Here is a 14345-nt window from a genome sequence, read left to right as displayed (position 1 = left end):
CGGGGCCGGTTGCTCGCTAAAGCGACAATGCCCGCGGCACCGAAAGTCCGATGACGAGTTCTCTCGAGAACACAGCACGACGTTTATCATGCTCGAGTTCGACGAAATGTCACCATTCAAACCGTTCATCGTCGACTCGATCGCGTGCCGTTTCACGTCGTCGCTCAGCGGAGACGGCTTCTGTGATCTCAACCTTGGCTGCGATGACCACCGGTTCCAGCGATGGAAGTACTGATGAAATGCTGTCCAGGAGCCGCGAGTTTGCCTCTATTATCGCGGCCCGTGAACCGCTCCAACTCGTTGGCTGAAACCGGGCGATAAACGCCGACAACACTTGTCCAGGATTCGGTGCACCGACAAGTAAAGCGACTGCTTGCTCAGACCACACGAGAGATTCGCTTTCTTCCGCATGCCTGCTGAACGACACGAATTCAGCTGCCAGCGGATAGCGAACGACAGCATCCGCGTTGCACCACTCGATGAGCGTATCGCACGAGATCGTATCAGCGGGGTTGTTCCGGTGAGCCCCAAGACAATCAAATACGTCTACGCCTGCCGCTCGATCGTCGTCGCTACCGGCGAACAGTGCGTCCAATACGCCCACCGGCTGCACTTCCAAAAGCGCCGTAAGTAGCTCGTTGTTATTGAAGGAATAGGTCTTGTGGCTTGCTACAGCGTCTCGGAGTTGTCTCGCGACATCAGCCGCGTGCGGGCTGACGTCGGCTGCGGCAAGGCACGCTTTGACAACCTCCGCAAGCTGGTATGCTTTGCTTGAATTATCGGTGCAGAATTTGATGTGCCGAAGCAGCCCGGCGCCGGCCAATAGAAGTTCCGGCTCGTGATCGCGCTGGTCGGAGCGGTCCGAATGGAAGCGCATGGATAGAATTTCCAACGCAACGTCAAAGCCGTCGGGCTGGCCAGCAATGAGTAGGAGCAGATCCTTGAGTGGGCCTGCAGGCGCACGGTCGGTAACCCGGCCGTACGCAAGGAATCGGTACATCCTTACCGGCACACCGGTCAGTAATGCCCGCTCAAGCCTGCCCATCCCGCGTTTGTCGATATCTAAGGCCGTTTGTAATAAAGGGACGAATGCTGCCAGGTCCGGTGTCGCCAGCATGGCGTCGAGAATGCTGTGTACGAGGTCATGGTCCCGCTTCCAGAGTTCTGCCAGAAAACCCCTGAGCACTTGAACGTCCTGCTGCTCCGGCGGAACCTTAGCAAGTTCTTCAACGAATCTGGCCCATGTAGCTTGGGTTTGCGGCGATGTCGCGGCCACGCCTTGGCCAAGCGTCCACGCCCTGACTCCGCCACGCAGCATGACGGGTAAGAGCTGTTCAAACAATGTATCGTCCGCGCCTACTATCTCGCCGAGCTCGCGCGCTCTGGACTCGAGGCGTGCAGAGGCCTCCGTGAAGTCATCGTCAATCGCTTCCAGTTCTTCCAATTCGAGGGTACCTGACCGTTCACTCAACGCAATAGCCATTACCTGCTCGGTGATGTTGGACGGCCTTAGAACGGCCTCCAGCATGGTAAGGCGGGCTGCGCCCTGCTGATCACGCTGACTTCGGCCGAACCGCAGCGTCTGTTTGCATGCGAACCAGCCTTCGCGCCAGAACCCGTCTGCAGCAAATCGATGGGAGAGCCTTTCGGTCTGGTCGTACACACCTGCGATCGTCCACAGGCCGTTGAAATTCCGTGCTAGCGTGCCGCGCATTTCATTGCTAAACCATTCGTTCAGCGGCGCTAGACGCTCGATCAGCGTGAGTGCGGCGGAGTACCAGTGGGTCAGTTTTTCCTCGTTGTCAGGGAAAAAGCCGTAATCCCTCGACCTTGCCCCGAACTCGAATTGGTAACCACCGCTGAAGTGACTGGTCTTCAACACCGCATCCATGGCACGCAAGCCCAATGCTCTTGCCGCCGACTGATCTGAACGAAGAAGCCGTTCGATTACTGCCAAGCGCTGTTCGATTGTTGCATGAGTGCCAGAAAGACAAATTGGGAACAGGGAGACGAACGCATCCGAAATTTCTTTCGCCGCCCGCTCATCTCCGTTCTCTAATGCAGCTCGTGCCAACATCTGGACACTTCGTTCGAACAGTGGCGGGTCATAGGCAAGAGAGCGTAGCAGGGGCAAGTGCTGTCGCCATACCGACGCTGCTAGATAGGGACTACTGACCGAGACGCGTTCGAGAGCCGAGAGCGCCGCTTCGGGCAGCACTGGCGCAACGTTATGAAACATCGTTCGTCCGAGGTCGCTGAGCGCCGACACGTTGTATAGAAGCCCCTCAGGTGCGAACCATCGTTCAACGATAGCGATGGCGGCAGGTTGGTCATGGAGGAACGAAAGCCGCCGCGAGAACGATTTGGCAAGCCGCTCTGTGCCGCCTGATACAAGCTGATGGTCGATAAAATCGTAGGGCGTATCCTCCAATGCACGTGCTGCGAGTCGATTCGCAATGGCATGCGGCAATACAGCCCGCCATGGACCGCGCTGCTGAACCAGATCGCGCCGTAGCAACTCTCGCACATGCCGAAACGTCTCCGCCGGGGCTTGACCAGCGAGCGCGGCCAAGCGGGGAAGCTCAGCTTCGTTGCCCGTTAGATCCGTTCCCTGGAATGAGTAAACCAGCGAGCACATTTGGGCGGTCAGGAGCAGAGCGTTATCAGAATCCTGTCGTTGCCGGAAGAGCCGCTGAAATAACTCTTCGTCGGACAGGCCTGAAATGCTATCCGATCGATCGACCGTTTCAGCAAGAGCGATCGCAATGCGCGCGTTACCTCCCGACGCGTTGGCGATAGTACGCGCATCGACTTGGGACAATTGGGAGTAGCGTCGCCGAAGCAAGGCTTCGATCAATGCGGGCGAGGAGGTGTCGAGCCGCACCACTTGAGTCCTCTCGGGCTGGTCCTCACGCACGTCATACTCGATCGTCAGCACGCTGACCGTGCTGCCTTGTCCTCCGCACACCTCTGCCAGTCTGCGGTGCAGGTCCGGCGGGCAGTTATCGACAATAAGGATGGCACGTGTACAGTTCGCGATGAGATCGGACGCCAATCCAGTCGGTTGCGGATCCGGGTCATCGGATAGATTGGCGTAGATCGCGAGTGACGGAGGCAACGGCCATGATCCAATACGCGCGTCGAACAATGCTTGGGCCAAACGGGTTTTGCCAACCCCGGATAGCCCAACCAAGCGGATAACTTTGCCGGCAGTGGCCAGTTCGTCGCGAAGCCCGTCAATAGCCTGGACGACCGATTGTGCCGGGGCGTCACGGTGTTTACCGAGGTGCAGACGCAGTTTGTCGTCGAGCAGGTACTCCGCGTCGGGGCCTTCGTGCGCGCCGCCCCATTGACCGTAAGGGCGCCAACCGACAGACGCTCGGCCAATTTTCTCCTTCACCCAGCTGATCAGACCAGGATGACACCGAACCCAGCTGGCCAAGCGCGTCCGATCGTAGAAGTCCGTACTCAGCTGATCGGCATTGCCGACATCAGTCAGAGCCTCGCGCAGGGCATGTTGTCGGGTTTGAAGAGCACTGTCCGCGGTCGAACCGGTGGAGCTCACGATAATGTATGCGCCCGACTCGTCCGCCAGTCTCCGAATAACAGGGCGGATTGCGCCATCTGGTCGCATCTCGGCGATGATCTCGGCCCGCGGCATGTCGGGCTTCTTCACTTGGAACCCGGTCGATGGACGCGGAATATATCCGTCGATCCTGGTGTCGAGAGGGAGCGCCACGCGCACATCCAGCCCGCCATCCGCAGCCGTCTGGCTGCCTCCCCACGTGACCGTGGCGGGGGACAACCCGCGGGATGACAGCTCGGCTTCGCATAAGCGTGCAACGAGTGTACGGAGGTCGGTGTCGTTTAGTTGAAGAATCTCATCGGGTGTTATGTCGAACAACTCGCTTCTCCACAGCTGGGGTCGCCAATTCTACTGCGAGACAAGGTTTGTCGGGGAACCGGCAAAGGCGATGACGAAGAGCCACGTGAGAGCATGTGCCGAAGGGCTCGCGCCACATACGTCTTAGTGTGGCTTTACGCACTGCTAACCACGCTAGGGGTGATACAGCTACCCAATAACCCAGAGCATTACTTGGCGGACGTGGCCTATCACGGGATTCAGGAGAATGATTTCGCTCGCGTCGTTGCTAACGATCTGGCCGGCCTAGCGCTGGCGCAGCATGTGCTTCGCTTGTTCCCGCCTACCTATTTTGTTCTTTTCCACTCGTATGTGCCGGCAGGGATCTATTGAGTGTCGTGCTCCTGTGGTTGTAGGAGATCCTTTACCGATTCGGGCTGCAATCGCGATTTCACTTGTTCGAGAAGTGCGCGCTGCATCTTGCTACGTTCGCTGTCTAGCGGCGGTAATTCGCGAGCAAACCGTTCGACTCTTTCCGCAAGCTCGACGTCGCCTTTATATCGCAGTGCCGCAGCGTTACGCGCGAGCTCTTTCAACACCTTGCGTCTGCGCGCCGCCATAGCGATCTCCCATGGTTTAGGTTCGGCGAGCCCTTTGTGCAGATCATCCGCTGCTTCAGCAAAGCGGCGCGCGTGGGCTGTGGATACGTCGCCGCGTTCTCTGATGTGATATTCAGCGCTGCCTCGGCCTTTGAGCGATACGCCGCGTTCTGCCCTTGCGGTGGCGTTGGCCTCGATACCGCGTGCGCGCAACTCGGCCGCGAACGATTCGCGCCAGATACGGAGTGTCGATTTTCGAATATGAAGGCGATATCCATCTTCGTCTTCCGCGCGTACGACCACGTGCACATGCGGATGTGGCGGCGGATTACGGCTCGGGTCAGTTTCGGGCGTATGTAGTGCCATGATGTACTGACGCCTAGAAAAGCGAAGTTGTGCGAAAGCCTGCACTGCCTCGAGCAGCTTGTCCGGCGCGGTCTTCGCCGGCATCGAAAAAATGATGTTGAAGGAATGGTGCAATGTTTGACCACGCTTGTCGTGAGCGCGTTGCAAATCGAGATCCCACGAGGCATGCACGTCCCTCAGATTGTCCTTGCCGTCCAGGTGCTCGCCGCTTTGGTCGACCGTCATCAGAGCCCCGTTGCGCGAAATGTAGTTCATGTAGCGGAGTACGCCAGCACTCTTCGACCCGCCACCTGTGACCTTAATGACGACTTCCGGCACGCGTGCAACGGTTCGACGCAGCCTGTCTTTGGTCGACCGCCAGTCGCTATCAATCTTGCTCGATTGTGTCTGTGGCCGATAGACGAGCCGTCGCAGGCCGGACTTGCGCCCGTTACGGCTGGGTACGACTGAAAGCTTACTGGACATTTGTCGCTCCCCAGGTCCGTAAATTCGCCAGCACGAGTTGTTTGACCGCCGTGGCCTCGATATCGAGCAGCATCCGGATGAGTTCGAAGTCGACGGCGGACAAGTCGAGCGAGCCGGAATCAATGTTCGCCTTCCTGGCGATCTGGTTGATGTTCCGGCCGATATCCGCCAACTGCCGGGCGACTTGCCTGACTGCGTTGACCTCGTCGTGGCACAGTACCGGTCGCCTATCAACATGCACATACAAGAGGTTCGCAAGGTAGGCGCTGCGATACCACCGCCGCTGTGCCGCCAGCCGTCCGAGTTCGTTGTAATAGTAGGGCTCGAGGCGCACGTGCACCATCTCGGTTTTTGCGCCCGCATGCGCGGCTGCATAAGCCTGAGCCGGCAATCCCGCACTTGCCGTCGTTTGCGCGTGGCCGCCATTCTCGTCCCTGATGAAATCCTTGATCAACGCTCCAGCCAGGCGTGAGGTCGTCACTGACCTTGCCCGCGCAAGCGCATCGAATGCCTCTTTGATCTCCTCATCGACCCTTGCTCCGATCACCGCCATGACAGTTCTCCTGATTGGCCCAACGCGAAAGCCGACTCGCTTTCTGCTGGCGCTTGAATTCAACGGTTCTTTCTTGTTTTAGGTTTTAAGAGGGCAGGATAGACTGACGTCTCGCGTTGTTAATCCTTGCGGATTAACAGACGGGTCCTCGTCCCTTCTGGACTGCGAGCGCACACCTCACACCTCGCTCACAATCACGACGCCCTTGGGCGCAACGGCCCGTAAGGCGGCGTGGAAGACAACTTGCAGGGCGACCCCACCCACTGCCAGGCAGGCCCCACCGATCAGCAGCGGCGTACGATCACGCAGAAAGAGCAGGCAGAACAGGAAGAGGATGATCCCACCCACCACAGCCAAACTGGCGATAGGAACAAGCACACGCCCCACCAGTAACAAGACGACGTAGAGGCTGTACCTGACCGCTCCGAGCACCGTTTTACCAGTTACGACAGCTACTATTTTCGATACGTGTCTCACGTCCAGCTCCCTCGCAAATCGATGCCTGATGTCCCATCAACCACCTCGTAACGTCATCGCCTAAATACCAACTCGGATAAAGGCACGTCCAAAGTTGAGTCTGCGCCATCGACGACGATCGGCACCGTCGCGCCTAGAACAACTCTGGCGCGTTTCCCCTTGTACTGAACGACTATCCCTCCAGCGTCTGGTGGCGGTGTGTCAGGCGTAGTTGCGCGCGTCTCGGATTGCGGACGACGTCGCGGACCTTTTTCGTCATGACGAAATTGAGGTGTTGTCGATGCAGCTGACGGTTCTGGCGAAGGCAGCTTTTCGTCATGACGAAATCCAGAGATTGAAGGTTCCGCTGCCGCTCCTGCGTAGCCCTTGGTAACGGCGGAGTGGCCGGAGCGGAAACTCTCCAACGCATCCTTGATTCCTTCGCGGGTAACCTGCGAGACGTGCTGGCACCAGGATTCGATCTCCGCCGGGAATTCTTCCCATGCTTGGCGCAGGTCGTATAAGGTCCGTGCGGACGTGACTCCGTTGGCGTAAGCACGGTTCACGCATTCGGGGGCGTCGAGGAGCGCCAGGTGCTCGGTGATGAAGTTCTGATTCTTCTTCCGCATCCGCTGTGCGATCTCGCCCTTCGTTTCGCCTGCGTCCAGCCTGCTCTTGATGAAGAGGGCACGCGCCCGCGTACTCAAGCCGGTCCGCAGTGCGTTCTCGTTAAACTGGTCGTAGCTGTCGAAGCGTTCATCCACGAATCCCGGTATCGTCGCCAAACTGTTGTTGCGTGCGGACTTGTAACGACGGTGTCCATAGTTGATCACGTACTTGCCTCGGATGGCCGGGTGAGGGCGCACCGAGATCGGCGTCTTTATCCCGCGCTCGGCGACATCCGCATCGAGTTCTTCCTGTGCTGCAATGGCCACAGGTGAATTCTCGTCGTCCGCATTGCGTGGGTTTTCGGGATCAGGAAGGATGTCATCCACAGGGATCGGCAATGGTTGCCCCTTCGCTGCACGCTCTTCATACGCGAGATCGGCGAAGCCAGTAAGGTTCATGCGGGTGTTCATGTCGCCACTCCTGTGCCTTCCATTCTTTCCATCAATATGTCGAAGACGGCGCGGATTTCCTTCCCAGCGTCGCGAGCTGCGCTCTTGATGCGACTGTGGTTTTCGCCGGCTACGCTTTCCCGAAGGCGCCACACGGGCACCTGCGCGCCCGCAGCTTCGCGGTAGGCCTGGCGGTCTAATATCGGTTTCGGGAACATGTACTGGTGATGGGAGGCCAGCAGCTCCTTAAAATCCCGGACTTGGGCGGGTTGGCGCATATCGAACTCGTTGGCGAGGATGCCGAAATTGACCAGGTTGGGATTGAAATGCTGCTGGATGAATTTGATCCGCTTGATCACTTCGGCCGACACCGCGACGCTGAAAGGGTCGATCTTGCACGGAATGATCGTAAAATCGCTGGCGACGAGGAACGCGTTGGCAATACGACTGTTGGCCCCTGGCGTATCGAACGTCATGTACTCGAAATGCGGTGCCAGTTCGGCCAACCGCGCACGCAGGTTATCGACCAGTTCGCTATCGTCGACATCGGACTGCTCGATCTCGCGCAGGCGGATTCTGTCGGCTGGTATAAGGACCAGGCTGGGAAATTCGTCCGGTAATGGCAGAGGCTCGTCTAAGAATAGATCGGCAGCGTTGAATTCCGTGATCGCATGCGGCGCCATTGCCTGGCTCGCATTGCCCTGTTCGTCGCCATCCACCAGGGCAGAGCGGCGTTTTCTCTCCGTCGCATGGTGGGCGAAGTTGTAGCTGGTCGTCGTCTTGCCCGTGCCGCCTTTCTGGCTTACTGGCATGAATTTGATCATTTCAGTAGCCTCCTTCTCGCGATGTCCGCCATCTCTTCGACAACGTCGGCGACATTGTCCGGAAGCGCCACATTGACGGCGCGCCATCCGTCGGGACGGCTGCCCGACTCCACATGCGTACGCCACGCACGCGCCACCATTGCACTCACGCCTTGTTCGGTCATCCGCAACTCCGTTGCGACGGCGCGCTGCTTCACGCCGTCCACGAGCACTCGGCGGATGTGCTCGATGTTTTCCTCTTTTTGACGTTCCAGATGCGGCCGGATGAAATCGAACTCGGCTGGTGTCAATCGCTTCCGTACTGTCATTTGCTCCTCCCCGGGAACACGGCCGCTCACTGCTCCGTTAGCTAAAAGGTACGCGTTTAGTCAACGCGAAACTCTGCGTTGGATTAAACCGGCAGCGCGGGGGAGGGCTAATGTAGAACGCATAACCCGTTGAGGATACCCATGTTACATCGTGTCGCTTTCATCATCTTGTCGTCGGTGGTCGTGCCATATGTGCAAGCTCAGCCTTTCTATCCGGTTGTCGCCAAAGCGGAACAAAAGTCTCGCGACGAGGATAGGCGCCTGATCCTGCAAACCGAACTCGCGACGGAGCGCGAGGCACTCTCCAAGGTAAACGCGAGGCTCGGTGAGGGCACTTCGAAAGAAGACAGGGATGCCGTTCACCGGCACGAAGAAAACATCAAAGCGCTCCAGCGTGAACTGGAAGGCGACGCGCAAAGCGGTGGAGAAGCGCCTCGTCGTCTTTCAGTAAGGGCACTTCACCCGGCAGCAAGTACTGGCGCGCGTGCTCCGCGATTCTGGGATCCGTACAACCGGGCTATCGACTTAACCGATTCATCAACCAGCCAAAGGAGTGAAAGCCATGAGTAACAAGACTCAACGTGTACTTGCGTTCGTGCTTTGTGCAGGGCTACTGGCACTGCAAGCTACGCCTGCGATGGCGCAGTTTACGGGCGCCGGAACGCAAGCCACCAACTGGTTCGTGCAGCTGCTCACGCCTATCGTGCCGCTCGCGGTCGCGGCGGTCGGCATTCTGTGCCTGACTGGCCGTGTCAACTGGGGATGGTTCCTCGGAGGTGTCCTGGGTACCGCCCTGTTCTTCGGCCGCGACCAGGTCGTCACCATGTTCCGCGGTTGGCTGGGAGCGTGATATGGAGCGCGAGGAGGGGATAGACGTCGACCTGCTCGCGGTGGCACTCACCCGGCCATCGACCATCCTTGGTGTTCCCTACGAGGCATGCATGGTGAACATACTCGTGTCGGTCGAGGCGTTGTCCCTGACCGAAAACCTGCTCTGGCTGCTGATGTGCATTCCGGTCCATGGCATCTGCTATCTGATCACGCTGAACGACCCGCGGTCGTTCGAGCTTCTTCTGTTATGGGCTCGGACGACGCTCGGGACGCTCATCGCGACGCGATGGCATTGGCATGCGTCGTCATACAGTCCGCTGTCGTTCAGGGAACGTTTCGGCTCATTCAGGCGTTGGCGTATCAAAAGGAATTTGAAACTGGAGGTCCACGCATGAAAACCTCGACATCACGCAGGATTGCAATGCGGCGCGAAACACTGGTCGCGCGCAACGTGCCGTATGAAGGTCATTTGACGCCGTCCATTATCGACACCAGCTCGGGCGAATGCCTGTGCGTGCTGCGATTGGCCGGCGCCGCCTTCGAATGCGCGGACGATGACGACATCAACAACCGGCATGCACGTCTCAATCGCATTGTCATGAGTCTCGCGGACCCGCGTATCACGGTCTGGCAGCATATCGTCCGCCGCCGAGAAAGCCAGTATCCCGACGGCGTTTTCCAGGCGGGCTACGCGCATGAATTCAATGAGCGCTACAAGGCCCGGATTTGCAGTGAGAACCTGATGGTCAACGAGTTGTTCATGACCGTCGTATTGCGGCCGTTCCGCAGCAAAGCCCATGGATTGCTGTCGACGCTGCTATCGTCGCGTACGACCGGTGACATCAGGATGCGGCGTGCGGAGCAGGTCGCGGAACTGGATCAGATCGTCACCGATCTCGTTGTATCGCTGGGTTACTACGAGCCTGAGCGACTGTGCGCGTACGAACAACGCGGCGCGCTTTTCTCGGAACCTGCCGAATTCTTCAATTTCCTTCTAACCGGGAGATGGGAGCCGGTACCGTATGCGCGGGTGCCGCTCAAGTACCAGATTGGCGGCGCGCGCCCGGTCTTCGGCAATGAGACCGTGGAAATACACGATGCCGACGTGAGCCGTTTCGGGGCGATGCTCGGCATCCAATCGTACCCTTCCGAAACGACGCCGATCTTCCTTGACGAATTGCTGACACAGCCGGTCGAGCTCGTGGTCACCCAGTCGTTCGAATTCCAGGCGCAGGACGCCGCGTTACGCAACATGCGGATGAGGGCAAACCGCATGGAGAACGCGCACGACGCGGCGAGATCGCAGATCGACGAGATCCCGGAGATCGCCGACGACCTCACCTCCCGCAGGACCGTCATGGGCAGTCATCACTACAACGTGTTCGTGAAAGCGGACTCGCTGGATGCACTCGATTGCGAGGTGGCCGAGGTGCGCCGCGTCCTGGTAGACGCCGGTATCAAACCGGCACGCGAGGACCTGGCGCTCGAGGCGGCGTTCTGGGCGCAGTTGCCGGCCAACTTTGCAATGCGGCCGCGCCTCTCGCCCATCAACAGCCGTAATCTTTGCGGATTTTATCCGTTGCATAACTTTCCCGTTGGGCGCCGCAACGGCAACCACTGGGGAGATGCGATCGCGATGCTGATGACCGCGGCCGGCACACCGCATTACCTCAGCCTGCACGCGTCGGACCCTCAGGCAGCGAACGGGGGCGGAAAGAAGGACGTCGGGCACACCGTTCTGTTCGGGCCCAATGGATCGGGCAAGACGGCTACCGTGTGCTTCCTGTTGTCGATGATGCAGAAGTTCGGCGTGACGTCGGTGCTTTTTTCCAAAGACCGTGACACTGAAATCGCGGCCCGGCGCTTGGGGGCGGAAGTGCATACGCTCCGGATGGACGAGCCAACGGGTCTGGCGCCATTCCAGCTCGACCCTGCGGAACCATCGAACATACGCCACCTGCAGCTCCTCGTGCGAAAGCTGATGAGCCGTCCGGTCGTTACCGAAACCGGTCTCGAAGTCGACACGAAACCGCTAACGGTGCAGGACGAAAAGGACGTAGACAAGGCGATTGCCCATGTGCTGGATATGGCCCCGGCTGCGCGCCGGCTCGGGCGGGTGCTCGACTTCCTTCCGAAAGGCGAACTGTATGACCGACTGGCCCGATGGTGCTATGCCCGCGAGCCAGGGAGGCAGGACGGCCCGCTGGCATGGGTGTTCGACAACCCTTCGGCCACGATCGCTAGCGAACTCGGGACAGTGCGTACCACCGTGTTCGATACCACTGCATTCCTCGACGACGCCGAACTGCGCACGCCGATCGCACTGCACCTGTTCCACCTGACGGGGCGCCTGATCGACGGCAGGCGCCTGGCCGTGTTCTTCGCTGAATTCTGGAAGTCGATAGGCGACAAGCATTTCGCCGCGTTCCTCAAGGACCTCCTCAAGACCTTGCGGAAGAAGAACGGTCTCGTCGTACTCGATTCGCAGTCTCCGAGCGACGCTTTGCGGCATCCCATGGCGCGCACGTTGATAGAGCAGGTCGCAACCATGATCCTGTTTCCCAATCCAGGCGCCGACCGTACCGAATACAAGGAAGGCCTGGGGCTGTCGGACCGGGAGTTCAGCCTCATCAAGACCGACCTGCCCGAAGGTTCGGGGATGTTCCTGCTGAAGCAGGGGCGCCATTCCGTCGTGGCCAAGCTGCCGCTCGCCGGCATGGACGACGACCTGGCGGTACTGTCCGCGCGCACTTCCAACCTCGAACTGATGGATCGCCTTATCGCCCAGTATGGAGAAGACCCCGCCGCATGGGCTTCCCACTTTGACAATGAAAGGAAATCCGCATGAACCTTCGTCTCCTCATCGGCGCCGCCGTGCTGACAAGTGCGTCCGCACATGCCTATGCGCAGCTGACCGTCATCGATCCGGCCGTGCTTGGGCAAGCCGTCAAGCAGGTCAAGGCCTGGAGTGACCAGTACAGGCAGATGGCCACACAGATCGAGAGCATCAATTTCCAGATCAAGTCCATGACTGGCGATCGCGGTATGTCTCGCCTGTTGCCCGCTGCAGTCCCCGCATTGCCGTCGGACTGGGCTCGTTCGATGAGTCAGCTTTCCGTGCTTGCACAGCAGATCCGCAGCGCGCAAGCGGTACTTCGGCCGGACCAGGCTGCGCAGCTCGCTCCCGAGCTACAGCGCTTCCTGGCGCAGGCGCAGGACGTATCGGCAGCCAACCAGGCGATGGCGCAGACCGCATTCAACGACGCGGCCATGCGCCAGGCCCGGCTGCAGGTCCTCACGGACACGCTGGCGAGAACGGAGGACCCGAAGGCGGCATACGACCTGGCCAACCGGATCGCCATCGAGCATGCGGAACTCGTCAAGGACCAGAACCAGCTGGAAGCCGCGGCGAACGGCGCCGCCGCCCAGGACCGCGCGCAGCGGCTGATGATCAGCCAGATGCGTGCGGGGGCGGTCGGAACCTCTATTCCGCGTGTCGAAGTGCCGCTGCCGTGAGCGTTGACCACCATTACCCGTTATCGGAGGACTGCATGAAATCCACTCTATTTGCTGTATCCATGGCCGCTCTCATGCTCGGATGCGGACGGGAAGCCGCGATGGCCATCCCGGAGCTGGGCGATCGCGTACTCACTGTGGACGAATTCCTGGCCCAGCCGGATCTGCGAAACAAGGTGGGCGTGTTATGCCGGAACGATCCCGGCAGGATGGGGGCGACGCCGAATTGCGTCAACGTGCGCCGCGCCGACCACATCGCATCGATGGGAACCACCGACAAACTTCGTCTCGACCTGGCACATTAGGAGCGTTGATCATGGCCGCGCCGACTCTCTATCGCGATAGCCTGAACTACATAAACGCCGTGTGCGAATCCTACGTGGGAGAAAACGTGGTTGCGGTCGCTCGCGTGGTCGGTCCGTTCCTGACGACGATGTTGGTTCTTTACGTGGCCTTATGGGGCTTCGCCAGCATACGCGGCTTGATCAGGGAGCCCGTCAACGAGTTTATCAACCGGATCGTGAAGTTGGCCGGGATTCTTTGTATCGGGTTCAATACGGCGAACTACAACATCCTCATCACCAACACATTCTTGCGTGGTCCGGACGAATTCGTGGCAGGTCTGGCACGAAGCTCAGGCACCAATGGCGTGATCAGCGGGCTGGATGCCATGTTGAACGACGGGTTGTTGCTGACAACGCGGTTCTGGAGCAAAGCCGGCGTTCTCGACGGCGACTTCGGCATGTACCTGATCGCGGCAGCCGTCATCGTCATGACGATCGTGGTGACAGCCTATGCATTTTTTCTCATGGCCTTGTCGAAGGTCGTTCTGACGGCAGTCGTCGCCATCGGTCCCGTGTTCTTCATCGGGTTGCTGTTCGAAGCCACGGCGGGCTTTTTCAACTCCTGGTTGCGCCAACTCGCCAACTACTTTCTCGTACCTGTGCTCGTTGTGATGATCAACCTGCTGGTCATGAAGCTATTCGCGAGCGCCGCCAGTGGGCCGACAGCGATGACGTCGAGCGCTGAAGTCGCGGAGGCCTTTCCGTTCCTGGCGATGGGTCTGGTATGCCTTCTCGCGCTTGCCTCGGTACTCAGTATTGCCGCAGGACTGGCCGGTGGCGTGTCACTGTCCTCGTTCGGAATGGGCCGGTTCGCAGGCAAATTGTTGCTCTCCAACGGCACGAAGTTTGGAAAACAGATTGGCATGCAGGGTATGCGACCAGTGGCGTGGACAGGAAAGAAAGTGGCGCGCGGGACCTGGGGCGCCTATCAGAACAGAAGTCGCAATTCGATTCGTCCGACCAAAGCCAAAGTGAAATTGCTGACCTACACACCGTGAGGAACAAATGCGCAAATTTCTGATCGTGCTGGCCACGGCCAGCGTACTGAGCGGATGCACGAGCACGCCGCTACCCAAGTGCGATGGCAGCGACCGTCGTCCGATCAATGCCCCGGCCAGCGTCCAGACCGGATATCCCAGCTGCAGCGCCGCCGCATAAAGGAG

General features: G+C 59.2%; 15 protein-coding genes. 8 read left to right on the top strand and 7 right to left on the bottom strand.

What is annotated here, in order from left to right:
- Positions 1-109: 109 nt before the first annotated feature.
- The 7 genes from HAV22_RS02650 to HAV22_RS02620 all read right to left on the bottom strand — a co-directional run bounded on the left by HAV22_RS02650 (position 110) and on the right by HAV22_RS02620 (position 8491).
- Positions 110-3676, bottom strand: coding sequence for a hypothetical protein (locus tag HAV22_RS02650; RefSeq protein ID WP_166856167.1), 3567 nt, complete (start codon positions 3674-3676; stop codon positions 110-112).
- A gap of 572 nt (positions 3677-4248) precedes the next feature.
- Positions 4249-5292, bottom strand: a complete 1044-nt coding sequence (locus HAV22_RS02645; RefSeq protein ID WP_166856165.1) for a relaxase/mobilization nuclease domain-containing protein — start codon at positions 5290-5292, stop codon at positions 4249-4251.
- A complete protein-coding gene (mobC, locus tag HAV22_RS02640) occupies positions 5282-5845 on the bottom strand; it encodes a plasmid mobilization relaxosome protein MobC (protein WP_166856163.1) in 564 nt (187 codons plus the stop codon). Before mobC ends, HAV22_RS02645 begins: the two co-directional genes overlap by 11 nt.
- Before the next feature lie 177 nt (positions 5846-6022).
- On the bottom strand, positions 6023-6322 hold the full coding sequence (locus tag HAV22_RS02635; protein WP_166856161.1) for a hypothetical protein: 300 nt from the start codon (positions 6320-6322) through the stop codon (positions 6023-6025).
- Positions 6323-6375: 53 nt separating this feature from the next.
- Positions 6376-7380: a ParB/RepB/Spo0J family partition protein gene (locus HAV22_RS02630; RefSeq protein WP_166856159.1), complete on the bottom strand. Its 1005-nt coding sequence runs from the start codon at positions 7378-7380 to the stop codon at positions 6376-6378.
- Positions 7377-8183: a ParA family protein gene (locus tag HAV22_RS02625; protein ID WP_166856157.1), complete on the bottom strand. Its 807-nt coding sequence runs from the start codon at positions 8181-8183 to the stop codon at positions 7377-7379. Before HAV22_RS02625 ends, HAV22_RS02630 begins: the two co-directional genes overlap by 4 nt.
- Positions 8180-8491 (bottom strand): TrfB-related DNA-binding protein, encoded by a 312-nt coding sequence (locus HAV22_RS02620; protein WP_166856155.1) that lies wholly within the window; start codon positions 8489-8491, stop codon positions 8180-8182. The genes HAV22_RS02625 and HAV22_RS02620 overlap by 4 nt, the downstream gene beginning before the upstream one ends.
- A 141-nt stretch (positions 8492-8632) precedes the next feature.
- Here HAV22_RS02620 and HAV22_RS02615 point away from each other — a divergent pair, with 141 nt between their 5' ends.
- The 8 genes from HAV22_RS02615 to HAV22_RS02580 are packed head-to-tail and all read left to right on the top strand — an operon-like array spanning position 8633 to position 14340.
- Positions 8633-9061, top strand: a complete 429-nt coding sequence (locus tag HAV22_RS02615; RefSeq protein WP_166856153.1) for a hypothetical protein — start codon at positions 8633-8635, stop codon at positions 9059-9061.
- Positions 9054-9341 carry a TrbC/VirB2 family protein gene (locus HAV22_RS02610; RefSeq protein ID WP_166856151.1) on the top strand — a complete coding sequence of 96 codons (288 nt, stop codon included), beginning with the start codon at positions 9054-9056 and terminating at the stop codon, positions 9339-9341. Before HAV22_RS02615 ends, HAV22_RS02610 begins: the two co-directional genes overlap by 8 nt.
- Before the next feature lies 1 nt (position 9342).
- Positions 9343-9717, top strand: coding sequence for a VirB3 family type IV secretion system protein (locus tag HAV22_RS02605; protein ID WP_166856149.1), 375 nt, complete (start codon positions 9343-9345; stop codon positions 9715-9717).
- Positions 9714-12170, top strand: a complete 2457-nt coding sequence (locus tag HAV22_RS02600) for a VirB4 family type IV secretion/conjugal transfer ATPase (protein ID WP_166856147.1) — start codon at positions 9714-9716, stop codon at positions 12168-12170. Before HAV22_RS02605 ends, HAV22_RS02600 begins: the two co-directional genes overlap by 4 nt.
- The gene (locus HAV22_RS02595; protein WP_166856144.1) at positions 12167-12838 is read left to right on the top strand and encodes a type IV secretion system protein; all 672 of its coding nucleotides are present in this window, start codon (positions 12167-12169) and stop codon (positions 12836-12838) included. Before HAV22_RS02600 ends, HAV22_RS02595 begins: the two co-directional genes overlap by 4 nt.
- A 35-nt stretch (positions 12839-12873) precedes the next feature.
- On the top strand, positions 12874-13143 hold the full coding sequence (locus tag HAV22_RS02590; RefSeq protein ID WP_166856142.1) for an EexN family lipoprotein: 270 nt from the start codon (positions 12874-12876) through the stop codon (positions 13141-13143).
- Positions 13144-13154: 11 nt separating this feature from the next.
- Positions 13155-14180, top strand: coding sequence for a TrbL/VirB6 family protein (locus HAV22_RS02585; protein ID WP_166856140.1), 1026 nt, complete (start codon positions 13155-13157; stop codon positions 14178-14180).
- A gap of 7 nt (positions 14181-14187) precedes the next feature.
- Entirely contained in the window at positions 14188-14340 is a 153-nt protein-coding gene (locus HAV22_RS02580; protein WP_166856138.1) for a hypothetical protein, read from the top strand.
- Positions 14341-14345: the final 5 nt, after the last annotated feature.

The organism is Telluria antibiotica (genome assembly GCF_011682055.1).
In the GTDB taxonomy this organism is placed as follows: domain Bacteria; phylum Pseudomonadota; class Gammaproteobacteria; order Burkholderiales; family Burkholderiaceae_D; genus Telluria; species Telluria antibiotica.
The sequence above is the reverse complement of the archived record's forward strand: the minus strand, read 5'-3'. Positions and strand labels throughout refer to the sequence as shown.